We start from the raw sequence: 23497 nt of genomic DNA, 5'->3' as shown, positions 1-23497 counted from the left end.
AGAAATGTTTTTAGAGGCGCTTTTTCTTATATCGATTGGAACAAAGAAGTTATGTGCGGCATTATTTTTTTGGTTTTAGGACTCGGTCTATTTACAAAAAAAGAGATCTGCATCATAAAAGGGACCAAAGAAGCGGTCCCTTTCCGACATTATTTCTTTAGCATGTTTACGATTTCCTTAGCTTTTTCTAATGTAACTCCTTCAATGATACTGTTGTTTTTTCGAACAGCCGTACCGAAATGATAGTGACCGGTATGCAGTTCGGAATGGATAGCAAGGATATTATCCTTATTTAGACCGCTTCCAACCAGTATCGCTATGTCGCCGCAGACTCTTTTCATTTGTTGAATCGTTTTCATGCGGCTGGGGAATTCCCCATGCCCACCTGACGTCAATATCGTTGTGATTTCTGGATATTGTGCCAGCGTTTCAGCTGAAATGACTGGGTCGTTTGTTTCATCGATGGCTCGGTGGAATGTAATCTCCAAACCTTCACATACCGTCAATAATTCTTCGAGGTAAGGTCGATTGATTTCATTTTTTTCATTTAATACACCCAATACGACCCCGTTCGCACCGAGTGAACGAATGATTTGGATATCCTTTTTCATAATTTCCAAATCTTTTTGAGTATAACAAAACGACTGGCTATGAGGCCTCACCATCACGTTGACTGGTATCTTTACTGAATGGACGACAGCTTCTATCAAGGCGTGGCTGGGAGTTAATCCCCCCTCGGCCAAAGAACTGACAAGCTCGATTCGGTCTGCGCCGGATTCTCCGATTAAAATGGCATCTTCTATCGTTGTGGCAATGAATTCAATGTACATTGGATTTTCCTTCCTGCATGCAAGTGTTATAAGAATAGCTTGTATAAGATTATTAAATCCATTAAGAATAGTAAAGTCAATTCATTAATAGATATCATGACCTCTCATCAAATACCTGCACTAGTTTTCCTTAGCTTTTCTCAAATGGAATTTCTTTATTTCTCATATTTATGAAACGAAATGAACATTCGAACGTATAAAAAAAGAATATATTCAATCGTATATTTGAAAGTGGAATGTCTGGCTGGGTAATTAAATGAAAATCATCATGACGGAGGTTATTTAATTGGATAAAGAAAGTAAGGAAGTAAAGAAATCGAGGTTTTACAAAGTAGGGATGGGATTCCTGATCATTTCCCTTCTCACTTGGATCATTCCTGTCGTAGCTCCTTTTACGCCATTTTCAACTGCGGCTAAAGCGGGGGTCATAACAGGTGCGATCGTCTTTGCGGAAGTCATGTTTTGGGCAGGCGCGCTTTTGGTCGGGAAAGAAGTGGCTGCTAAATATAAAGGTTATTTAAACCCGAAGAATTGGAGAAAAGAAAAAGGGTGAAGCAGTTTTTTTATAAAAAAGGGCTGGTAGTGAAGCTCCATGGAAACTAAGTTGTTGAAAGTTTTCGATTCCGATCGCATACAAGCAGGTGTGGCTTCGCGTGAGGAAGTACATAGATTGGGGCATTGGCCTGTTGGTTTTCAGTAGGGAAGCGGTATACGACGGATTCAGGGAGATTAAAGAAGAAATAGGCATTGACGTTTCCTTTGACGAGTTGGTTCCAAGAAGATTTCATCAACAAAGAACAGGCAAACGTCTTTCTATATGAAAGTGCACATAGCTTCGATGATTTCACCCTGCAGCCAGAAGAGGTTTCCGGAATGGTGAAGGTTGCGCTGAATGACTTCGAAGGGCTATGGACCGGAGCGGAGGACAAAGTGAATATTAAGGGGTTTGAAATGAATCACGAAGACCGTAGGATGATGATCAATCGGTTTGTTGGACGGGATGAGTTCGTTCAGCATGATCTTTCCTATTATGAAAGCATCATTAGATTGATCAGGGAAAACCTCGCTAAATGAAAATGAAGCCCCGACAAAACGATTCGAGTTTTGTCGGGGCTTTTTTAACATTAAGTACTTCGACCTGTATCTTTTCCGGGGAACCGCAGCCTATTGGCTCGTTTTGTCACAGTTTGATACGCATATGTCCTTAGTTGTTACCTTATTTGTCCTGACTTGCTCATAGGGATATTGACTTTGTCTCTGTGGTGATTCAGTTGATAAAGCGAGACATACCAGACTGTAATAGTGATGGCAGGCTGCGAGTTAAAGGAGGTTTATGTAGTTTTTCATGAACTAGGGAATTTATCACTTGTAAGAATATGACAAAATTGTAAGATGAACAGTGTACAAATTTTGTTAAGGGGATGAGTGAAATAATGAAAAAAATGGTTTTATGTATTTCATTTTTTGTAGCTTCTTTAGTCCTTTTTGGCTCCCTTGATTCTTTTGCCAGCAAAGCATCAGCAGAAACACACACCTATGATGGAAAAAGTCCTTACTATAATAGTTGTGCGAATAGCGCAGTCACGAAGAAGTCCGTGAAAATTTATGCCAACGGTGCTTCTGCCAATTTGGAGTTGAAATTCAGCACAACTTGCAAAACGGCCTGGGCAAAGATGACTCTAAGCAGACCGGCTAAAACGGATGGGGAGGCAACGGCATTGGTTGTCCGAAATACTGATAATAAACAATATAGCTGTGCATCTCCTGGAGGAAATGGAGAAATAAATAAAGGTCAAACGACTTGCTATACACCAATGGTATATGATTTAGATCCGCGAAAAGCAAAAGCGGTCGCTTTTTGGCCATATACAGCAGGTGAAACCGGCTGGTATTAATGAAAAAAGAAAAACTTTCATCTATTTTTATGCAAAGAAAGGATGAATGAATTGAATAAAAAGCTTAAAATGATAGGTTTATCCATGGTGATGACACTGTCGATGTTTCTTGTCGATTTTGGATTAGGGAAAAATCAAGCACTGGCAGAAACACATGCTTATGATGGAAAAAGTCCATACTATAATAGTTGTGCAAGTTCGGCCGTAACAAAGGATAAGAAATGGATCGATTCCAATTCGTACGTAGAATTGAAATTCAGCACTGTCTGTAAAACCGCCTGGGCAAAAGTGACCGTAACACGCCCCGCCGTTTACAACCATGAAGCGGATGCCAGGATCATCCGAAGTACTGATGGGAAAGCCTATACATGCGCCAGTTCCGGGGGCAACGGTGTTGTGAACAAAGGGCAGACCGCGTGCTATACACCAATGGTATATGATTATGACCCGCGTAAGGCACAGGCCCAAGGGATACATGCAATCCCTAATAGTGATGCATATAATAAAGCTGTGACCATTTGGTACTAAAAAACAAAGGCAAAAAAGCATCCGTATGGTCGGATGCTTTTTTTTTGCGGTCAGTTTGTACTCACACTTTCATTTCCGCTTCCAAATGAAGTAGATATTGTTTCATCTCCATACCTCCACGGTAACCGGTAATGTTCCCGTTTTTTCCGATAACCCGATGACATGGTACCGTGATCAGAACAGGATTGGCACCAATGGCCGTACCGACAGCCCGAACAGCTGCAGGTCTTTGGATGATTTGGGCAATATCGGAATAGGAACAGGTTTTTCCGTAAGGTATTTGATTCAGCGCTGCCCAAATTTCTTGTTGAAAGGGCGTGCCCTTTACATCTGTCGGAAGAGAGAAAGTCTGCCTGGTCCCTTCGAAATATTCTTGGAGTTCTTTTAGATAGGGTGTTAATGCTTTTTCATTTTCAAAAAGTCTCGCATTTGGAAAGCGTTTTTGTAGCCAAGACTCCAGTTCCCCGTACGTTTGACCGGGAGAGCCTACATAGCAAAGCCCTTTTTCCGTTTTGGCCACATATAACTGCCACCTATCATAATGCAATATGGCCCAATCAATGGTTTGTTCTTTATCATTCTTCACTTTCTTCACGCTCCAAAGCTTGAGTTTTGAGATAAGCTTTCCGATATTCTGAAGGAGTATTCCCCATTTTCCTTTTGAATAGTGTCATGAAATAGGGTGTACTGGAGAACCCGACAGCCAAGCCTATTTCATTTATCGGCTGTTCGGACTTTTCCAGCAGCCACGTTGCTTTTTCAAGGCGTAGCCGTTGGATGTATTCAGTGGGCGATATCCCCTTCACACGCTTGAATGATCGTTGTAAATGATAGGGGCTGCCGTGGGAAATATCCGCCAATATGTTCAGTGTGAGAGGTTCGCTGTAATGGGTGTCGATCCATTCGGCAATTTGTTCAACCCATTCTTCTGTCGGCAAATTCAATCCTTCCGGCTTACATCGTTTACAAGGCCGGAAATCTTCTTCCAAAGCCATCATGGCATTTTTGAAAATCTTCACGTTTTCCTTATTAGGCACCCTGGATTTACAGGAGGGCCTGCAAAAGATGCCCGTCGTAATTACTCCGTATAAAAAATGATCATCATATGCTGCATCACAATCTATAATAGCTCTCCAATATTCATTCGGGAAATCTGCTTTTTTTGGATTCAACACATCACCTCTGTTTTTAGTATACAAGAAAGGGGTGATATACAAACATATTGATAATATAAAAGCAAGATAACGTAATGTTAAAATAAGGGAGTTAAATGAAAGCGCAAGATAACGTATCCATTTTTCATTAGAATAAAGAGAATTAGGATAAAGGAGGACATTATCAATGGATGAAGGCATGATTGAATTGAGGATTCATGCACCAAAGGAGTTTAGTTTTTCGGAAAATCTTAAATACCTATCAAGATCCTCCAATGAATGTCTGTTCGATATTGTTGATCAAAAAATTTATCGAGCACTTGTTGTCGAAAACGAGACACTCCTAGTGGAAATCAGTGCGATGGATGAAACGAAACTGACCGTTCGGTTTCCAGGACGAACTGCACCGATGGATAATCAGGTAAAGGATGCTGTTTCCCAATACGTTCGTCATTGGTTCGATCTTGAGACAAACCTGCTTCCTTTTTATGAGCTGGCCCAAAATGACCCTTTATTGCACAAGCCGGTAAGCCAATTCTTCGGTTTGAGAAATATGGGCATCCCGGATTTATTTGAAGCGATTGCCTGGGGAATACTTGGACAGCAGATTAACTTGACATATGCCTATACCTTGAAACGGAGGCTTGTGGAGGGATTTGGTGATTTTGTTGAATTCGAAGGAAAGCAATATTGGCTGTTTCCAAAGCCTGAAGTGATCGCGAAATTGACGGTCGAAGATTTTGCCGATTTGAGGATGACGGTGAAGAAGTGTGAATATTTAATAGGAGTTGCTCAACTGATTGCAGAAGGGGAACTTACTATAGAAAAGCTGTTAAATGCAAAGGATGTAAAAGAGGCCGAAAAAATGCTGACCAAAATACGGGGAATCGGTCCGTGGACAGCGAACTATGTCTTGATGCGCTGTTTGCGTTTTCCCGCAGCCTTTCCCATCGATGACGTCGGGCTGCATAATTCCATGAAACTGGTCATGGAAACGGAAGCAAAACCAACGAAAGCGGAAATCCTGAAACTATCGGAAGCGTGGGCCGATTGGGAATCCTATGCGACCTTCTATTTATGGAGATTGCTATATTGACTTCGTATATATATCTATAATCGGAGATAAATCAGTAGATTACGTCGATATATCCCTAAATTCGGAGATAAAACTATAGATTACGTCGATATATCTCTAAATTCGGAGATAAAACAGTAAATTACTTCGATATATCTCTAAATTCGGAGATAAAACTATAAATTTCGTCGATATATCTCTAAATTCGGAGATAAAACAGTAGGTTTCGTCGATATATCTCTAAATTCGGAGATAAAACTATAAATTTCGTCGATATATCCCTAAATTCGGAGATAAAACTATAGATTACGTCGATATATCTCTAAATTCGGAGATAAAACAGTAAATTACTTCGATATATCTCTAAATTCGGAGATAAAACTATAAATTTCGTCGATATATCTCTAAATTCGGAGATAAAACAGTAGGTTTCGTCGATATATCTCTAAATTCGGAGATAAAACTATAAATTTCGTCGATATATCCCTAAATTCGGAGATAAAACTATAGATTACGTCGATATATCTCTATTCGGAGATAAACTGCATCTCCTGCCCAAACACCTTGAGTCCATATATCATAACTTATTACATTCAATCTTATAGAGGTGAATGACCATGTATATGTACCCAACGTATCATTATGAAGATCAAGTTTTTCTTGAACGGCAGTTTCCCGGTCTATCCGGCATTCCAGGCATACCAGGATCACCGGGCTTTCCAGGCCAACCCGGTTTTCCCGGTGCGCCTCAATTTCCAGGTCAACCAGGACCACCGCCGAGTTCGCAAGCACCAACAGCTCCCCCGCCAGCGTTTATCCCTCAACAGCAATCGGCTTCAACATTTGCCGTAGATCCAGGTGCCATTTCGTTTTGTCTGTTCAGGAATACTTTTATATGGCTAAACAATGGTGCGAGTTTCTGGTATTACCCCATTTTCATCGGTCCGCGTTCTGTTGCCGGCTTCAGGTGGAATGGCAGGTTCTGGACGATTTTTGGTATCGATACAAGACAAATCAATTCATTTAGCTGTTTTTGAAAAAATGCTCAAAGGAGATGTTTCCTTTGAGCATTTTATGTTTCAGATTGTTTTGCTTTCTTCCAATACGAAAAGGTATGGCAGCAAGACAGAAGCAGCACTATCCAAAGAAAAATATCATTAAGGGAAATGCCTATCGTTGATCGACCCCCTAAAGCGGTCAACACTCCGACTAGGGAAAGGAGATACATGGTGTAAAACAACTGCGCCTTGATCCTCACATCATGATCGGTGTGACCATCTTTCTTAAATAGGACACTGAGAAATAAACCGATCATAACTCCAAGAAGTACCTCGGGTGAAACGATATGAGATAGAAAACTTACTGGAAAAAAATCATTAATAAGCAAAAGGGTGATGATGATCATATAAATCATTTGAAAAGGAATCAAGAAATTCACACTCCTTTTTTTATTAAATTATACCTTATTTTGTTATTTAAATCCTTTCGTTTTTGAATGTGGAGAAATAAAAGGCCAACAATGTTCAATATTTAATAGAAATGGTAAAATCATTATGCTCCTATAAAATTTAGTGAATGAAAATGAAAATAGAGGATGCTGTTGAATATGAGGAAAGTATCGATTGAAACCAAGATTCTCGGGTTAGTCTTATCGTTGAGCCTGTTTTTGATTATTTTATTGACGACTACTTTTTCCTATATGGAAGGAAGGCAAATAGCGAAGGATAAAGGTCAATTGGCGTTGGAACTTTCAAAGACGATTAGCTTCATGCCCACAGTTACAGAGGCCTTTGAAACGGATGATCCCGCTAGGACAATTCAGCCGATTGCCGAAAAGATCCGCAGGGAAACAGGGGCTGAGTTCATCGTTGTCGGGAATAAAGAGGGAATTCGCTATTCCCATCCGCTTGCTTCCGAAATTGGGAAGAGGATGGAAGGCGGGGATAATGCCAGGGCCATTCAGGAAGGCGAATATTATGTTTCCGAAGCGGCAGGATCACTCGGTCTTTCCATTCGGGGGAAGTCACCGGTATTCGGTGCGGATGGAAAAATAATTGGAATCGTCTCCGTCGGTTTTTTAGTCGACGATGTCCGCGCTCAAATTTTCAAGGACTTGTCCAAAGAGATGATTGTATCTTTAGTGGCCATCATGATATCGATCATTGGCAGTTATATGCTGGCAAGGAGCATACGTAAAGATACTTTGGGGCTGGAACCATTTGAAATCGCCAATTTATATAAAGAAAAAAATGCAGTGCTTCAATCGGTGAAAGAAGGGATTCTGGCCATTGACCAAAATGGGTTGATTACCTCGATGAATCAGCCGGCAAAAAAATTGCTGGATATTCAAGAGTCCGTTCGCCATTTGAATGTGGATGGCCTATTTCCTTCGAAATATTTATTCGAAGTGCTGAAGTCCGGTGAACCGCAAGTGGATAAGGAGATTTCATGGAAAGACAAATCCGTTATCGTCAATTGTACGCCGATCTTCGATAGTGAAGGGGTAAGCGGTGTTGTCGCTTCGTTCCGTGATCGAACGGAAATTGAGGAAATGGTCAACACATTATCGGAAGTGAAGATGCATTCAGAGGATTTAAGGGCACAAACCCATGAGTTCACCAATAAACTATACGTCCTTTCAGGTTTGATACAATTAGGCGAATATGATGAAGCAATAGATATGATTCAAAGCGAAACATCCGAATTGCATTCCCTGAACCGTGTCGTGTTCGAACAGATAAAAGATACAAAGGTACAAGCTCTTTTACTTGGAAAGATAGGGAAAGCATCGGAGAAGAAGATCATCTTTGAAATAGACGCACAAAGTTATCTAGAGAAACTGCCGGATCATATAAAATTGTCACAACTAACATTGATTCTAGGCAATATTATCGATAATGCACTTGAAGCGGTTTCAAGCATGGAAGAGCCGCTCGTGAAATTTTTCGCCACAGATATCGGAAATGATATGGTATTTGAAGTGAGTGATAACGGAAAAGGAATACCTGAGGATGCCATCGCCCATATTTTCGATCGGGGTTTCACTTCGAAAAACAGCGGAAGTCCGAGTGGTTATGGACTTTCGAATGCTGATCATGTCGTCAAAGAGCTGGGCGGCATCATCGAAGTATACAGCGAGGATGGAAACACCATATTCACCGTGTATCTTCCTAAAGAACAGTGAGGAGGGAAAGAATGCTGAAGATAAGAGCAGTCATCGCAGAAGATGATTTTCGTGTAGCGGATATCCATGAAAAATTCTTAAAAAACTTTGATGAAATAGAAGTGGTCGGAAAAGCTGTCAATGCCAAAAAAACGCTTCGGATCTTGGAGCAAAAAAGCCCGGATCTGCTTTTGCTTGATGTTTATATGCCGGATCAACTTGGTACAGACCTTCTTCCGGACATACGGAAAAAGTTCCCGAATGTGGATATCATCATGATTACCGCGGCAACGGATAGAGACCAACTTGAAAAGGCGCTTCACTATGGTGTAGAGAATTATTTAATTAAACCAGTGGAAATGAAGCGTTTCAACCAAGTTATCGAAGAGTATCTGAAGAAAGTCCATCTGATGAAATCCAAACAAGAGATAGATCAGGATTTTGTTGATCTCATTTTGAATAAGGGAACTGCGATTGCAGAAACGAACGATGGGCCGGCCTTACCGAAAGGGGTCGACGAAATCACTTTGGCGAAAGTGATCGAGGTACTTAAAGCAAGCGATATCGGTTTGTCTGCTGAGCAAGTGAGCGGACAGATCGGCGCTTCCAGGACAACCGCGAGACGCTATCTGGAATATTTGATATCCGTAAAGAAATGTAAAGCGGAAGTCGTATACGGGGTAGTGGGAAGACCTGAGCGAAGATATTATAAAATTCAATAGAATTAAGTGTGAAGCACCTTCAAGATTGGAGGTGTTTTTATTATGCATGTAAGAATTGAAAGATTTCAAAAAAAGCAATATATGTCAAAAAAACGATGTTTTAATCTGTTATCTTATTCTTAAGGAGGTTCGGAAATGAGATACAGTCCCATCATCCAAGAAACGATTGAATATATAGAGAATAGCTTACAAAAGGAATTGTCCTTGGAGAACATCGCACGATTCGCAGGTTTTTCGAAATTTCATTATCATCGTATTTTTCGCAAGGAGGTTGGCGTGACCGTATCAGAATATATTCGATATCGAAGGATCGCCAATGCAGCTAACATGCTGCTTTATACAGATGAAAAAATAATCGACATTGCTTTTTATTACCGCTTTGAAACACAAGAATCCTTTACTCGTTCATTTAAGAAATATTATGAACTGCCGCCAGGGCAATATAGGAAACTCGTAAGTAAATTAACCTTGCAAAAGGAGGAAATGACGATGAAAAACGAACAATTATTAAAAGGGTGGAATTTAAGCGGGAGTCATCCATTCAATTATAAAATGGGAATTGACCGGGAGACATTCCATAAAGGCCAGGCATCAGGTTACCTGAAATCCGTCACTGAGGAATCCAAGGAGGAATTTGCAACGATGATGCAACAATTCAAGGCGGAAAATTACCTTGGTAAAAGAATGAAACTGTCGGGTTTTATAAAATCAAAAGATGTTGATGGATTTTGTGGTTTATGGATGAGGGTGGATAATGCCCTTCATGATGTTTTACAATTCGACAATATGGGGAACCGGCCCATCGTTAACGATACGGAATGGAACCATTATTATATTGTCTTGGATGTACCTGAAAACAGTGCAATCATTTCATTCGGGGTCCTTCTTTCAGGGCGTGGCAAAGTATGGATCGATGAACTGGAATTCGAGGAAGTCAGTAAAGATACACCAACGACCAATATAGATTACGGAAGTGACCTCTTGGATGGACCGGCAAATCTATCTTTTGAAGAATAAATGCGCAGTAGCATGCCTTTGCCGGCGATAAAGATATAGTCAAAGTTTTCTTAATAATTGCAATCATTTCTTTAAAGAACCCGCCATTCAACCCGGGGAGTGGCGCCGGTTCAGCCTCGAAAAATCGCTTCCGTGAACACAATGAACAAAAATAACAAAATAGTTTTAAAACACAATAAATTGAGAACGCTTACAAATGAAGCGATTTCATATACAATTTACCTTATTAGAAGATAAGGAGTGATTGATATGCTCGCTTTATTAGGATACTTAATGATAGTAGCGTTTATGATTTTAATTATGACAGGGCGACTTTCAGCCATGATAGCTTTGATTGCAGTACCAAGTGCCTTTGCACTTATTGGCGGGTTTGGCGGTAAAATGGGTGAGATGGCGCTGGAAGGGATCAAAGACGTTGCGCCAACGGGAATCATGATTTTATTTGCGATCCTTTTCTTTGGCATTTTGATCGATGCTGGCGTTTTTGATCCGATCATCAATACGATACTTAAAGTTGTAAAAGGAGATCCCGTGAAAATTGCGATCGGCACGGCAGTTCTGGCTTTGCTGATTTCCTTGGATGGAGATGGTACAACCACATATATGATAACGATTTCAGCCATGCTTCCGCTATATAAACGGATTGGTATGAGACCGCTTGTATTGGCCGGTATTGCCGTTTCGTCATCTGGAGTTATGAACCTTCTTCCTTGGGGAGGCCCTACAGCACGGGTGATGACCGCTTTAAAACTTGAAATGTCCGATGTTTTCACTCCTGTCATCCCAGCGATGATCGGCGGAGTCCTGTTCGTCCTTTTCATGGCATATTGCCTGGGTAAAAAAGAAAGAAAAAGAATCGGGATCATAGAAGTCGATTATCATGTTATGGCACAGCAAGCGGCTGCAACGGAAGATGCTTATCTTAAGCGTCCTAAAATGATTATATTCAATTACGCATTGACTCTTACATTGCTGGTGGCGCTGATTATGGAACTTATGCCTTCAGCGGTTCTGTTCATGATTGGTTTTGCCATTGCCATTACGGTTAATTATCCGAAACTCAGTGATCAAAAAGAGCGTGTGGCAAACTATGCGGACAATGCTTTATCTGTAATTTCGATGATTTTTGCAGCAGGTGTCTTCACTGGAATCCTTGCCGGTACGGAAATGGTCGATGCCATGGCAAACTCTTTGATTCAGCATATTCCAGAACAAATGGGTGCACATTTTGCTGTCATCACAGCCATCATCTCAGCACCTTTTACGTTCTTCATGTCTAATGATGCATTTTATTATGGTGTGCTCCCATTGCTTGCTAAAGCGGGAGCTGCTTATGGAATTGACCCTGCCCTGATCGGCAGAGCTTCACTATTAGGGTTGCCCGTCCATCTATTAAGCCCGCTTGTTCCATCTACCTATCTATTGGTTGGAATGGTAGGGGAAGATTTCGGTGCATTGCAGCGTACCTTCCTGAAATGGGCATGCGGATCGACGCTTGTCATGATAGTGGTATGTGTCCTATTGGGAATCATCCCGCTATAAAGCCCTAAAGAGTCCCGTTCGCCAAGATGCGAACGGGACTCTTTTTTGTCTTTATCAAGCACTGAATAAATCTGGAAAAGTGAGATACATTATGTTTGTCTTCTCTTTCGCGACAAAGTTAGCTTTTACTTTTATTGAATGCGGAAGGTACGTACCTTAAGATTAAAGGAAACTATATTAATATGAAGGGAAGAGTGCAAAATGGCTCACTTTAATATAAAAGTTGCAGTTCAAAAGTTCGGTAACTTTCTAAGTTCAATGGTCATGCCGAATATATCAGCTTTCATAGCATGGGGGCTAATCACTGCCCTATTCATCCCATCTGGTTTCCTGCCAAATGAAAGCCTTGCCAAAATGGTTACACCGATGGTTACGTTTTTACTGCCGCTTTTAATTGGGTATACGGGTGGTAAGCTAATCCATGACCACCGTGGCGGCGTAGTCGGTGCCATTGCGACAATGGGCGTCATCGTCGGATCTGATATCCCGATGTTCCTTGGCGCCATGATAATGGGACCGTTCGGCGGATATGTCATCAAGAAATTCGATCAATTGATTGAAGGGAAAATAAAAGCCGGTTTTGAAATGCTTGTTAATAATTTCTCAGCGGGGATAATTGGCGGCTTATTGTCCATTCTATCCTTCTTGGCCATCGGGCCTGCTGTAGACGTATTTACAGGCTGGCTTGTAGCAGGAGTCGATTGGCTTGTCGGTACAGGTTTACTGCCGTTGACAAGTATCCTGATCGAGCCTGCCAAGGTATTGTTCTTGAACAATGCCATCAATCATGGTGTACTATCACCAATCGGTGTAGAGCAAGTTAAACAAACAGGGGCTTCAATCCTGTTCCTGCTGGAATCGAATCCTGGACCGGGTATCGGCGTATTGCTTGCCTATTGCTTTTTTGGAAAGGGAACGGCGAAGAAATCGGCTCCAGGAGCTGCCATCATTCATTTCTTCGGGGGGATCCATGAAATTTATTTCCCTTATATCCTAATGAAGCCGATGTTATTCTTAGCCGTCATTCTTGGAGGCATGAGTGGAGTTTTCACATTGGTCCTACTAGGCGGAGGATTGTTCGCTCCTGCTTCTCCAGGCAGCATACTTGCCATTACAGCAGTAACTCCGCATAATGCGGGCGCATATATTGCTAACTTTGCAGGCGTGATCGTAGCCGCCCTTGTTTCATTCATCGTCGGTGCATTCATCCTGAAAACAGGAAAGCAATCTGAAGAGAATATTGAAGATGCCGCGAAAAAAATGCAAGAAATGAAAGGCAAGAAAAGCTCTGTTGCCGATGTATTCGCTTCAGATCCGGGAACGATGCCAACAAACGTCAGCAAAATAATATTTGCCTGCGATGCTGGGATGGGGTCAAGTGCGATGGGAGCTTCGCTGCTTCGCAAGAAGGTGAAGGAAGCCGGATTGAATATCACCGTGACCAATACGGCGATCTCGAACATTCCTGCTGATGCACAAATCGTCATAACACAGGAAGAGTTAACTCCAAGGGCACAGAATAAAGTGCCGAATGCTTATCATGTATCCGTCGATAATTTTCTATCGAGCCCTGAATACGATTCATTGCTTGCACGGCTTCAGGACGATGGCACCGATGAGCTGCATGAAATCGTCGAAGATGCTGAAGAGAAGGTTCCCGGTGTTCGTGAACATTCAATCGAGCCTGGCATCAACGTTGATGAGCAGGATGATAATGAATTGCTTCGCGAAGAAAACGTCTTCCTTAATCAACAATTCGCCAATAAGGAAGAAGCGATCCGCTTTGCGGGAAGAGCTTTGGTCAATGCAGGTTACGTTAAGGAAAGCTATATTGAAGCAATGATTGCCCGTGATGAATTGACTTCAACCTATATGGGGAATGATGTAGCCATTCCGCACGGAACCGAGGAAGCTAAGAAAGATGTCCTTAAATCTGGATTTACCGTTCTACAAATTCCTGATGGAGTCGACTTTGACGGCCAAAAGGCACGATTGATATTCGGCATTGCCGGCAAGGACGGTACACATCTTGAAATTCTATCTGGCATTGCAGTTACCTGCTCTGAGATGGAGAATATCGAAAAGATGGTTAAAGCCACATCAGCCAGGGAATTGATGGACATTATAAATGTCTGAAATAATTAAATAAACTTAACCAAGAATAGAAAAGCGTTTTACGCTTTTCTATTCAGTATTTTCTCGTGTTACTCCACCAGAAATGAGTTGGTAGCATGTATATTACTTCAAGGGAAAAATCAATCATAGAATTGATCATAAAAACTTCTGGAAAACATACAGCCTTATCCATTGCGACACAATTGAATGTTAGTGTCCGGACTGTTCAACGTGATCTGAAGTCCATAGAAAAAATCCTGCAATCATTTGAGTTGCATTTAACACGAAATACACATGAGGGACTGACCATCGACGGGAAGAATGAACAAGTCTTTCGGCTTGTACAGCACCTGATGGGCAATCATCCAATCGATCAAACGCCACAAGAAAGAAAGTTGCATCTCCTGTTAGCTTTACTGCAGGAAGAATCATATAAAACTCAAGTTCTTGCGGGGGATCTCGGTATAAGCATTACGACTCTTACAACCTATTTGGACGAACTGACTGAATGGTTAAAGAATTTTAATATCGTGATTACGAGAAAAAGGGGAGTCGGAATAGAGCTTGCCGGCACTGAAGAAAATAAACGGAAAGCACAGGCCGCCTATTTTTTGCACTTTTTTAATGAAGAGCTGATTGAAAGTTTATTTTTGTTGCAAGAAGGAAAATTCCCAGAAGCGAAAATCCTCGACTATTTCGATCCCGAATATCTTCAGGCTATCGATGGGGTGCTGTTTTCCACTTTTAACAGTGTCCATTCTCGATTGGCGGATAGCGGGTATATAGGGTTAATTGTACATATTTATGTAACCCTGCAAAGGAATGAAAGCCAATTTTTTTTGGAGAAGGACTTCAAGAAAATAAGCGAACTTTCCGATGAGAATAATCTCATGAATAAAATAGGCAAGGAACTCAGCACCATGCTGGAAGTCTCTTTTACCATCGATGATATAAGCTACCTGGCAGCCATCCTTAAAGGTTCCAAGCTTCATGCGGCGGATGCTGTTCCATATGACAGTGTGTTGCTTGGCCAGCTGATAAGAAACCTGATAAAAGATGTTTCGGCACAACTGCAAATCGATTTGACCAAGGATTTCCCATTGTATCAAGGGCTCCTTGCCCATATGGAACCATCGCTTTTCCGGATCAAACAGGAAATGGGATTGTACAACCCCTTAACCGAAGATATTAAACGAAAGTATCCGGTTCTCTTTTTGGCAGTAAAGACCAGTCTGGAAAAGGGATTCAAAGAAATAAGAGAATTTCCCGAAGATGAAATAGCCTTCATCGTCCTGCATTTCGGATCTGCATTAGTGCTGCGGGAGGAAGAAATATCAATAAGGGCACTTATCGTTTGCCCGACAGGTATCGGCACGTCGAAGATGCTTGCAAGCCGGATCAAAAAAGAAATCATCGAAATCGAGACTGTAGAAATCAAGACGATCAAAGACATCCAGCAGCAGGGCAGCCTGAAAAACTATGATGTGATCATTTCTACCGTCCGGCTTCCGTATATCGATAGTGATTATATTCTTGTATCCCCTCTTTTGAGTGAAGAGAATATATTGAACATCAGGAATTATTTAAGGAAGAATATCGAAAACTTCACGAAGAATAAGCGTTATGGCAGTCATTCAGCCCATAAGGATACCGTGACCAAAAAAGAGGATGGCGAATTGAAAGAAGTGCTGCAGGAATTGAAAGATGCCCAGCAGAGCATCGAGTCAATCATGGATAATTTCCGGTTTTATCGGCTGCCGCATCTTAAAGGACATCCAGAGATCATCGAAGAAATGGTCAGAATGGCTGAAAATGAATCACTGCTAATGGGTGCGGATGATGTAATCGAATCCTTGAACGAAAGGGAAAAAAAAGGTGGTTTAGGCATTCCTGGCACTGGAATGGGCCTTTTCCATACGAGACACAAGAATGTGAAAGAACTGATATTTCAGGTGGCCCACCTGGAGGAATATCGACTGGTCAAAGGTATGGATGGAAATGAAGTCCATATGAAAAATTTACTTCTGATGCTGGCACCTGAAGAATTGAGTGTGAAGCAGCAGGAAATCGTCAGCTTAATAAGCTCAAGCTTAATTGAAAGCAATGAATCCATCATGATTTTTTCATCTTCGGACGAGGAAATGATTAACAGAAGGCTGGAAGCCATATTTTTGGATTATTTATATACTAACTTGATAAAGGGATGATTGTAATGAAACAAGCAGTACATTTCGGTGCAGGAAACATTGGAAGAGGATTTATCGGAGCACTCTTTTCACAATCTGGATATCATGTGACTTTTGTGGACATAGCCGATCAAATCATCGATCAGTTAAATGATAAAAAGCAATACCAAGTCAAACTGGCTACTGATCAACAAGAATCCGAAACAGTAGAAAATGTTTCGGGTTTAAACAGCTTAAAGCAGGAAGAGGAAATCATTAAAGCAATTTCCGAAGCAACCTACCTCACTACAGCTATCGGTCCCAATATTTTGCCTCATATCGCGCCTTTAATTGCTAAAGGATTAGCCTCAAGGGTAAAGGAAACCGATGAAAAATTATATGTGATCGCTTGTGAAAACCAAATATCGGCAACAGACCTTTTAGAAGGCTACATTCTAGAAAACTTGGATCAAGATACAAAAGAAAAACTAGCCGATAAAGTATACTTCTTTAACTCAGCAGTCGATCGCATCGTTCCTATCCAAAATAACGAAGGATCACTCGATGTTTTGGTGGAACCTTATTATGAATGGGTCGTTGAAACGAATGAAAGCATTCCTGCCGTGGAAGGGATGACCATTGTAAAAGAACTCGCTCCGTTCATTGAGAGAAAACTGTTCACCGTTAATACAGGACATGCCGTCATTGCTTACCTCGGTTATCTCAAAAATAAAAAATCGACGATTGACCAATCATTGGAGGACGCAGGCATTGTAGAGCAAGTCAAGAAAACCCTAGGGGAAACGGGCGCTTATTTAATAAAGCAATACGGTTTGGATGCAGATGAGCATCAGCAGTATATCGAAAAAATCATTAATCGATTTAAAAACTCCTACCTGAATGACTCGGTGAATAGAGTCGGCCGTTCACCGCTGCGCAAGCTCGGGCCAAACGACCGCCTCGTGCGCCCTGCCGTAGAAGCTAAAAAAGCCGGACTTTCCTATACTAATCTGGCGAAAGCGATAGCCGCCGCATTACTCTTTGATTTTAACGAAGATGAAGAAGCCCTTAAACTGCAAACGATGATCAAAGAAAACGGTATAGCTACAGCACTTAAAGAAGTTAGCGGATTGGACGAAAATAACGAAATAACCAAAGAAGTTATCAACCACTACAACAATTTGAAATAAAAGCCGAAAACTCCTGAAATCTTTTTTCAGGAGTTTTTTCTTAATCAAAAAGCCAATTATATATCAGATAAACTTTAAAACTTAAAAAAACCTTGTAAACAGTAATCATTACGTTTTATAATGAAAGACAGTCAAGACAAGAGGGTTTATTTAAGGTATAAATCGTAATCATTATGATTTGTTTGAAAGGAGCTTTTTTATGAGATTAGGTTTTACAAAATGCGAATTAGTGCAGTAAATCAAAAGTTAGTTGTTATTTCTTAAGATTTTGGGTGCTATTGCACAGATTTAAGCTGTTACTCACGGGTTTAGAGCCGTTACTCGTGAGTTTGGAGCGTTTACTCGTGAGTTTGGAGCGTTTACTCGTGAGTTTGACGCAAATACTCGTGAGTTTGGCGCATTTACTCGTGAATTGATGTTCAAACACGAGTTGGTTGATTTTACTCAAGATTTTGCGGGGATTGCACGAGATTTAAGTTGTTAATCACGGGTTTAGAGCGTTTACTCGTGCGTTTGACGCAAATACTCGTGAATTATTGTTCAAACACGAGTTGGTTGATTTTACTCAAGATTTTGCGGGTATTGCACGAGATTTAAGCTGTTACTCACGGGTTTAGAGCCGTTACTCGTGAGTTTGGAGCGTTTACTCGTGAGTTTGGCGCATTTACTCGTGAGTTTGACGCAAATACTCGTGAGTTTGGCACAAATACTCGTGAATTGGTGTTCAAACACGAGTTGGTTGATTTTACTCAAGATTTTGCGGGTATTGCACGAGATTTAAGCTGTCACTCACGGGTTTAGAGCCGTTACTCGTGAGTTTGGCGCATTTACTTGTGAGTTTGATGCATTTACTCGTGAGTTTGATACGTTTACTCGTGAGTTTGATGCGTTTACTCGTGAGTTTGGAGCAAATACTCGTGAATTAATGTTTACTCTCAAGGAGCATTACATAGTTTGATTTCGGATAGCTACTGGCAGTGCGTTGCCTGGTTTGTCATGATAGTAAAGCAAAGCTGCGATCTAAATCGTAATCAATACGATTTTGCAACAGCCATTAAAAATAGTTGAGGTAATGGAGGAAATCTATCGTGTTCAGAAAATGTAAATCGATTTTTATTGTATGTTTTTCATTCTTTCTTTTGGCTGCTTGTTCCACCGAGTCTGCGAATGATGAAGCGGGAGGGGAGAAGGAAGTGAACTTGCTTTTTAATTTTGCGGCTAGCTCGCTTGATCCGAATGTTGATACTAGTTATGTGTCACTAAGGGCTGGGATCACTGAGACATTGGTGCATCTCAATGATGAGGATTTGACCATCGAACCTTGGCTGGCGAAAAGCTGGGATAGCAAGGAGGGTCAGTTATGGAATTTTGAGTTAAGGGAGGGTGTGACTTTTCAGAATGGAAAGCCGATGGATGGCAAAGCGGTAAAGGCTTCCTTGGAGAGGGCGATGAAGGATAGTCCGGCGATAAAGAATGCTTTGCGCATTGAATCGATTGAAGCGGATGGGAATGCGCTGACCATTAAGACGGAGGTTCCCTTTCCTGAGTTTCCTTCTGAATTGGTCCATCCAAATACATCGATTATTGATGTGAAGGAACGTGACTATATAAACAAGCCGATAGGAACAGGGCCATTTGCCGTTTCGAAATTCATACCTGGTACGGCTGTTGATTTAATACGGTATGAGTCTTACTGGGATGGAGCCGCAAAGCTAGAGAGAGCCAGGTTTTCGTTTAATGAAGATGCCAATGCACGGTCCCTTGCCCTTGAATCGGGAGACGCCGATATTGTTTTCCGTCCGGAAGTGGAAAGCCTGGGAAATTTAGAGGCGATAGATGGTGTGAAGGTTGAATCGACATCCACTTTCCGAGTACATCAAATGACGATGAATTTGGAACGTAAAGCACTGCAGGACATACACGTCCGAAAGGCGATAGATGCCTTGATCGACCGTTCATCCATTGCTGATACGATTTTACATGGTCATGCAGAAGTGGCAACAGGGCCATTTCCGTCCACTTTCTCTTTTGCTCCGGACTATCCGAAAAAAGTGAATGGAATGGAAGCGGCTAAGGGGTTTCTTGATCAGGCGGGATATAAAAAAGTTGATGGTGTCATGCAAAAAGACGGCAAACCGTTAACGTTTACACTTCTTACATACAGTTCACGTGCCGACCTGCCGTTAATTGCCCAAGTTTTTCAATCTGATGCCGGCCAGTTGGGGATTGATGTGAAAATCAAGCAAATAGAAATCCCTGAAGAGTATATGGCTGCCAATCGCGATTGGGATTTAACGACCTACAGCAATTTAACGGCTCCGCGCGGGGATGCCGGCTATTATTTAAATGCTACCTATCATCCAAAGGGAGCCTTGAACTTCAGTGGGGCCGATGATGATCACCTGACGTCCCTGATTGATAAGCTGAACGTAACGGTCGAGCAGGAGAAGCGCTCGGATTTAGCTGAGGATATTGCGATGTATGTTGATGAACAAGTGTATAATTCTTTCATTTTACATCCGAATACACTTGTTGCTTATGATGCTGATAAAGTTAAAAACTGGATTACTTCGAGAAGCGAATACTACATGCTGACGAATGAACTGGATGTGAAGTGAATGTTCAGCATCTTAGTGCGGCGATTCATGGAGGTCGTGATTTTTGTCCTTGTGATTACATTCATCTCTTTCCTTTTTGTTCGGCTTGCTCCAGGGGACCCGGTTCTCTCGATACTTCAAGTGGATGATGTGTCGATCACAAACGAACAAGTCAATGAGCTTCGTGAAGAATTGGGGTTCAATGATCCGCTGTTAGTGCAGTATGGCGATTGGTTTAGGGACTTTATCCAATTGGATTTCGGTAATTCCTATCTGACGAATCAGCCTGTGATGGAGATGATCATGAGCGGGCTGCCTGCAACACTTGAGCTGGCGGTTGGCGCTTTGTTTGTGATGCTTGGTATAGCCATTCCATTAGGTTCGCTTGCTGCCTTGTACAGGGGAAGCTGGATTGATCAGATAAGCCGTGCTGTTTCTTTGTTGGGCGCATCCATTCCTAGCTTTTGGCTGGGAATGCTCTTGATGGATTTATTTGCGGTACGGTGGGGGGCCCTTCCAACAATGGGCAGGGACGGATTTCTTTCTTTGATACTGCCATCAGTCACGTTGGGGCTGGCCATCACAAGTGTGTACGTCCGTTTGCTGCGTTCGAGTTTGATTGATTCCCTCAGTCATGATTTCATCAGGGCTGCCCGATCAAGGGGGATTTCGGAAATGCGGATATTCTTTGCCCATGCATTTCGTTATAGCCTGCCCCCGGTCATTACCGTATTCGGTGTCAGCCTCGGCAGCCTGATCGGCGGTGTAGTGGTGATCGAAGTGATTTTTGCCTATCCAGGCATAGGTAAGATGGTCGTGGACTCGATTCGTTCACGGGATTATCCAGTCATCCAAGGATACCTGTTGGTCATGGCCATCATTGTATTCATGGTTAATAGCGCCGTGGATTTATCTTATCGCTATTTAAATCCGGAGCTAAGACTGAAGGAAAGGAAGCATGGAAAATGGAGTTAGTTATCAAAAAAAAATCCAAAAGGCGCTGGAGAATGACTATCCTTTTTACGGTGATGGCTGCAGTCCTTGCCGTTTCGGCTTACACCTTTCTTATCCTGAAACATGATCCCGCACTGGTCAATCTCGGAGAAAGGCTATGGCCGGCGAGCATGGAACATCCGTTAGGGACGGATCATCTAGGGCGTGATGTATTGACACGTCTTCTGCTTGGAGCCCAGCTGACGGTTGGCTACGGTCTCTTATCTCTGTTTGCCGCTGTTATCATCGGCGTCCCGTTCGGGGTGATTGCCGGTTTTAAAGGAGGTCTTATCGATCGGACCTTCATGCGCATTGCAGACGCATTTCTCGCATTCCCTGATACGATCGTTGCCATTGTGCTTAGTGGCTTATTAGGGCCAGGAATCGAAAATCTCCTGTTGGCAATCGTTCTAGTGAAATGGGTGAATTATGCCCGGCTTGTGCGAAGTACGGTGATCACCGAACGTCGGAAGGATTATGTCACTGCTGCTAAAATCAATGGATTAAGTTCATTTGGGATTATGCGGAAGCATCTATTTCCGCACCTTATCGGGAACGTGCTTGTATTGGCTAGCCTTGATTTAGGAAAAATCATTTTGCTCATATCTTCCTTATCCTATATCGGGCTCGGGGCGCAGCCGCCGGCACCAGAGTGGGGAGCCATGCTGAATGATGCCCGTCCATACTTTCAATCGAATATGTTGCTGATGATTTACCCGGGGCTCGCCATCGTATTTGCCGTCCTGCTATCCAACATACTCGGTGATTATTTGCGCGATGCATTCGATGTGAAAAAGGAGGTGGGATCATGAGCATTTTATCCGTGAGGCAGCTAAATATCATGGGAAAGCAAAATCATATCGTCAAGGATCTTTCGTTAGATGTGCAGGAAGGTGAGTGGTTCGCACTTGTCGGACAAAGTGGGAGCGGCAAAAGCATGACGGCCATGGCAATATGTCAGCTGCTGGCACCCAATCTCCAAGCGAAGGGGGAAATTTGGTACGGGGAAAAGAATCTTTTAACGCTATCTTCCTCTGAAATCAGGAAGATTCGCGGAAAGCGCCTGGCATATATTTTTCAAGATTACCAGGGTTCATTCACACCGTTCCTTACTATCGGTCAACATTTCGACGAATATCAGCGAACACATTTGAACCTTTCCAAAAAGGCAAGGAGGCAGCAGGCGGTCAAAGCGCTCATATCGGTTGGCCTGAATGAAGATATCTACGGCAGATATCCTTTTCAATTAAGCGGTGGGCAGCTTCAGCGCGTATCCATTTCGATAGCCCTGCTGCTTGAACCGGATATTTTGATAGCGGATGAACCGACCACAGCCTTGGACAGTGTATCTTCCTTTAAGGTCTTACAGCTGTTATCAAGGCTCCAAAAAGAAACCGGATGTGCGGTCTTATTCATTACCCACGATTTACGTCATGTCAAGAAGTATGCGGATCGCATTGCGGTCATGAGAGACGGTGCCATCATTGAGACCGGTGATAAAAATCAGGTATTAAATCATCCGCAGCATGCTTATACGAATAAACTGATTCAATCATCGCCATCATTGAGCAGAATTCCATTTAAGCTTGAAGGAGTGTCAGGATGACTTTATTAGACGTGCGAAATGTCCACAAAAGCTATGATAACGGAGTGGAAATACTAAGGAACGTGAATTTCAGCATCGAAAGGAAGGAATGCCTCGGGTTAGTGGGAGAGAGCGGCTGCGGAAAAAGCACACTGGCAAGACTCATCCTTCAGATTGAATCTTTTGACCAGGGCAGCATCCTATTTGAAGGAACCGCGCTGCAAAACAAAAGCGAACGCGGTTTAAAACCGTATCGTAAGAACATCCAGGCCGTTTTGCAAAATCCTGCATCGGCCTTGAATCCAAAACTAAGGATAAAAGATTCACTAATGGATCCATATCTTCAATTTGGCAGCCAGGTCAATATGAAACATTTTACGTATACAGGTGAAGCGAACTTTATCAGACAGCTGCTGGAAACCGTGGAGCTTCCAAAGAGTTTTGCTGAACGTTACCCGCATGAGCTAAGCGGCGGACAAAAGCAGCGGGTGACCATTGCCCGCGCGATCAGCATTGAACCGGCCCTCATTATATTGGATGAACCGGCTTCAAGCCTGGACGTTCTGTCACAAGCGGCGGTGCTGAAATTGTTAGACGGGCTTCGGGAGACTTTGAACATTTCTTACCTTTTTATTTCTCATGATCTATCGGCTGTACAGGAGATGAGCCAACGTATCATGGTGATGAAAGGAGGGGGGATTGTGGATTCTTTCGAAAACGAACAGCTTTTTTGCAGCGATCGCCATTCATACACAAAAGAACTTATTTCGTTGTTTGAATAATGAGGTTGTTATTATTTGATTTTTAAATCGTGATGAACGAGTTGCTTCGGCAATTCGTTTTTTTAAGGTGAAAAAAGATATTCCTATAAACTTACTTGACATTACAAGCTTATTAAAATATAATCACTTACATAAAGTAACTGA

Annotated in this window: 22 protein-coding genes; 18 read left to right on the top strand and 4 right to left on the bottom strand. The window is 42.2% G+C overall.

Annotated elements, in window-relative coordinates:
• Window positions 1-149: 149 nt before the first annotated feature.
• Window positions 150-830 carry a copper homeostasis protein CutC gene (locus MKY17_RS21645; protein ID WP_098373714.1) on the bottom strand — a complete coding sequence of 227 codons (681 nt, stop codon included), beginning with the start codon at window positions 828-830 and terminating at the stop codon, window positions 150-152.
• Window positions 831-1116: 286 nt separating this feature from the next.
• Here MKY17_RS21645 and MKY17_RS21640 point away from each other — a divergent pair, with 286 nt between their 5' ends.
• The 4 genes from MKY17_RS21640 to MKY17_RS21625 all read left to right on the top strand — a co-directional run bounded on the left by MKY17_RS21640 (window position 1117) and on the right by MKY17_RS21625 (window position 3253).
• On the top strand, window positions 1117-1383 hold the full coding sequence (locus MKY17_RS21640; RefSeq protein WP_309487140.1) for a transporter suffix domain-containing protein: 267 nt from the start codon (window positions 1117-1119) through the stop codon (window positions 1381-1383).
• 194 nt (window positions 1384-1577) lie between these two features.
• Window positions 1578-1904 carry a hypothetical protein gene (locus MKY17_RS21635; protein WP_339200634.1) on the top strand — a complete coding sequence of 109 codons (327 nt, stop codon included), beginning with the start codon at window positions 1578-1580 and terminating at the stop codon, window positions 1902-1904.
• A gap of 359 nt (window positions 1905-2263) precedes the next feature.
• Complete coding sequence (locus tag MKY17_RS21630) at window positions 2264-2725, top strand: DUF2690 domain-containing protein (RefSeq protein WP_144549052.1); 462 nt, start codon at window positions 2264-2266, stop codon at window positions 2723-2725.
• Between the two features lie 84 nt (window positions 2726-2809).
• Window positions 2810-3253 carry a DUF2690 domain-containing protein gene (locus tag MKY17_RS21625; RefSeq protein WP_179891221.1) on the top strand — a complete coding sequence of 148 codons (444 nt, stop codon included), beginning with the start codon at window positions 2810-2812 and terminating at the stop codon, window positions 3251-3253.
• A 61-nt stretch (window positions 3254-3314) separates the two neighbouring features.
• On the opposite strand, the gene MKY17_RS21620 is transcribed toward MKY17_RS21625, so the two are convergent.
• The gene (locus tag MKY17_RS21620; protein ID WP_098373713.1) at window positions 3315-3839 is read right to left on the bottom strand and encodes a methylated-DNA--[protein]-cysteine S-methyltransferase; all 525 of its coding nucleotides are present in this window, start codon (window positions 3837-3839) and stop codon (window positions 3315-3317) included.
• A complete protein-coding gene (locus MKY17_RS21615; protein WP_286177258.1) occupies window positions 3829-4425 on the bottom strand; it encodes a bifunctional transcriptional activator/DNA repair enzyme AdaA in 597 nt (198 codons plus the stop codon). The genes MKY17_RS21620 and MKY17_RS21615 overlap by 11 nt, the downstream gene beginning before the upstream one ends.
• A 169-nt stretch (window positions 4426-4594) precedes the next feature.
• Here MKY17_RS21615 and MKY17_RS21610 point away from each other — a divergent pair, with 169 nt between their 5' ends.
• Window positions 4595-5503 (top strand): DNA-3-methyladenine glycosylase, encoded by a 909-nt coding sequence (locus MKY17_RS21610; protein WP_098373711.1) that lies wholly within the window; start codon window positions 4595-4597, stop codon window positions 5501-5503.
• Between the two features lie 596 nt (window positions 5504-6099).
• Window positions 6100-6519, top strand: coding sequence for a collagen-like protein (locus MKY17_RS21605; protein ID WP_260399732.1), 420 nt, complete (start codon window positions 6100-6102; stop codon window positions 6517-6519).
• A gap of 35 nt (window positions 6520-6554) precedes the next feature.
• Here the strand turns inward: MKY17_RS21605 and MKY17_RS21600 are convergent, their stop codons facing one another.
• Window positions 6555-6911 carry a hypothetical protein gene (locus MKY17_RS21600; protein ID WP_098373762.1) on the bottom strand — a complete coding sequence of 119 codons (357 nt, stop codon included), beginning with the start codon at window positions 6909-6911 and terminating at the stop codon, window positions 6555-6557.
• Between the two features lie 177 nt (window positions 6912-7088).
• Between MKY17_RS21600 and MKY17_RS21595 the strand changes: the two genes are divergently transcribed.
• From MKY17_RS21595 to MKY17_RS21540, 12 genes are all read left to right on the top strand, one after another.
• The gene (locus MKY17_RS21595) at window positions 7089-8666 is read left to right on the top strand and encodes a sensor histidine kinase (RefSeq protein ID WP_179891222.1); all 1578 of its coding nucleotides are present in this window, start codon (window positions 7089-7091) and stop codon (window positions 8664-8666) included.
• A gap of 11 nt (window positions 8667-8677) precedes the next feature.
• Window positions 8678-9367, top strand: coding sequence for a response regulator (locus MKY17_RS21590; RefSeq protein WP_098373764.1), 690 nt, complete (start codon window positions 8678-8680; stop codon window positions 9365-9367).
• A 135-nt stretch (window positions 9368-9502) separates the two neighbouring features.
• On the top strand, window positions 9503-10384 hold the full coding sequence (locus MKY17_RS21585) for an AraC family transcriptional regulator (protein ID WP_098373765.1): 882 nt from the start codon (window positions 9503-9505) through the stop codon (window positions 10382-10384).
• 249 nt (window positions 10385-10633) lie between these two features.
• Window positions 10634-11926 carry a citrate:proton symporter gene (locus MKY17_RS21580; protein ID WP_098373766.1) on the top strand — a complete coding sequence of 431 codons (1293 nt, stop codon included), beginning with the start codon at window positions 10634-10636 and terminating at the stop codon, window positions 11924-11926.
• A 201-nt stretch (window positions 11927-12127) separates the two neighbouring features.
• Window positions 12128-14062, top strand: a complete 1935-nt coding sequence (locus MKY17_RS21575; protein ID WP_098373767.1) for a PTS mannitol transporter subunit IICBA — start codon at window positions 12128-12130, stop codon at window positions 14060-14062.
• A gap of 95 nt (window positions 14063-14157) precedes the next feature.
• A complete protein-coding gene (locus MKY17_RS21570; protein ID WP_098373768.1) occupies window positions 14158-16248 on the top strand; it encodes a BglG family transcription antiterminator in 2091 nt (696 codons plus the stop codon).
• Window positions 16249-16253: 5 nt separating this feature from the next.
• Entirely contained in the window at window positions 16254-17396 is a 1143-nt protein-coding gene (locus tag MKY17_RS21565; protein WP_098373769.1) for a mannitol-1-phosphate 5-dehydrogenase, read from the top strand.
• A gap of 1088 nt (window positions 17397-18484) precedes the next feature.
• Entirely contained in the window at window positions 18485-20014 is a 1530-nt protein-coding gene (gene nikA / locus MKY17_RS21560) for a nickel ABC transporter substrate-binding protein (protein ID WP_286177237.1), read from the top strand.
• Entirely contained in the window at window positions 20015-20968 is a 954-nt protein-coding gene (gene nikB / locus MKY17_RS21555) for a nickel ABC transporter permease (protein ID WP_098373595.1), read from the top strand. It abuts the gene before it with no gap.
• A 53-nt stretch (window positions 20969-21021) separates the two neighbouring features.
• Window positions 21022-21798, top strand: coding sequence for a nickel transporter permease (gene nikC, locus MKY17_RS21550; RefSeq protein ID WP_260397933.1), 777 nt, complete (start codon window positions 21022-21024; stop codon window positions 21796-21798).
• Complete coding sequence (locus MKY17_RS21545) at window positions 21795-22592, top strand: ABC transporter ATP-binding protein (protein WP_098373597.1); 798 nt, start codon at window positions 21795-21797, stop codon at window positions 22590-22592. Before nikC ends, MKY17_RS21545 begins: the two co-directional genes overlap by 4 nt.
• A complete protein-coding gene (locus MKY17_RS21540; RefSeq protein ID WP_339200629.1) occupies window positions 22589-23353 on the top strand; it encodes a dipeptide/oligopeptide/nickel ABC transporter ATP-binding protein in 765 nt (254 codons plus the stop codon). Before MKY17_RS21545 ends, MKY17_RS21540 begins: the two co-directional genes overlap by 4 nt.
• Window positions 23354-23497 lie beyond the last annotated feature (144 nt).

The sequence above is a fragment of the Peribacillus sp. FSL P2-0133 genome (genome assembly GCF_037975445.1).
GTDB classification, from domain to species: domain Bacteria; phylum Bacillota; class Bacilli; order Bacillales; family DSM-1321; genus Peribacillus; species Peribacillus simplex_E.
The sequence above is the reverse complement of the archived record's forward strand: the minus strand, read 5'-3'. Positions and strand labels throughout refer to the sequence as shown.

Bases quoted from the DNA above. Each gene is read 5' to 3' on its own strand.
- MKY17_RS21565 (WP_098373769.1), top strand. From the start codon at position 16,254: ATGAAACAAGCAGTACATTTCGGTGCAGGAAACATTGGAAGAGGATTT.
- MKY17_RS21575 (WP_098373767.1), top strand. From the start codon at position 12,128: ATGGCTCACTTTAATATAAAAGTTGCAGTTCAAAAGTTCGGTAACTTT.
- MKY17_RS21645 (WP_098373714.1), bottom strand. From the start codon at position 830: ATGTACATTGAATTCATTGCCACAACGATAGAAGATGCCATTTTAATC.
- nikB (WP_098373595.1), top strand. From the start codon at position 20,015: ATGTTCAGCATCTTAGTGCGGCGATTCATGGAGGTCGTGATTTTTGTC.
- nikC (WP_260397933.1), top strand. From the start codon at position 21,022: ATGGCTGCAGTCCTTGCCGTTTCGGCTTACACCTTTCTTATCCTGAAA.
- MKY17_RS21630 (WP_144549052.1), top strand. From the start codon at position 2,264: ATGAAAAAAATGGTTTTATGTATTTCATTTTTTGTAGCTTCTTTAGTC.
- MKY17_RS21610 (WP_098373711.1), top strand. From the start codon at position 4,595: ATGGATGAAGGCATGATTGAATTGAGGATTCATGCACCAAAGGAGTTT.
- MKY17_RS21545 (WP_098373597.1), top strand. From the start codon at position 21,795: ATGAGCATTTTATCCGTGAGGCAGCTAAATATCATGGGAAAGCAAAAT.
- MKY17_RS21595 (WP_179891222.1), top strand. From the start codon at position 7,089: ATGAGGAAAGTATCGATTGAAACCAAGATTCTCGGGTTAGTCTTATCG.
- MKY17_RS21625 (WP_179891221.1), top strand. From the start codon at position 2,810: ATGGTGATGACACTGTCGATGTTTCTTGTCGATTTTGGATTAGGGAAA.
- MKY17_RS21570 (WP_098373768.1), top strand. From the start codon at position 14,158: ATGTATATTACTTCAAGGGAAAAATCAATCATAGAATTGATCATAAAA.
- MKY17_RS21585 (WP_098373765.1), top strand. From the start codon at position 9,503: ATGAGATACAGTCCCATCATCCAAGAAACGATTGAATATATAGAGAAT.
- MKY17_RS21590 (WP_098373764.1), top strand. From the start codon at position 8,678: ATGCTGAAGATAAGAGCAGTCATCGCAGAAGATGATTTTCGTGTAGCG.
- MKY17_RS21605 (WP_260399732.1), top strand. From the start codon at position 6,100: ATGTATATGTACCCAACGTATCATTATGAAGATCAAGTTTTTCTTGAA.
- MKY17_RS21580 (WP_098373766.1), top strand. From the start codon at position 10,634: ATGCTCGCTTTATTAGGATACTTAATGATAGTAGCGTTTATGATTTTA.
- MKY17_RS21540 (WP_339200629.1), top strand. From the start codon at position 22,589: ATGACTTTATTAGACGTGCGAAATGTCCACAAAAGCTATGATAACGGA.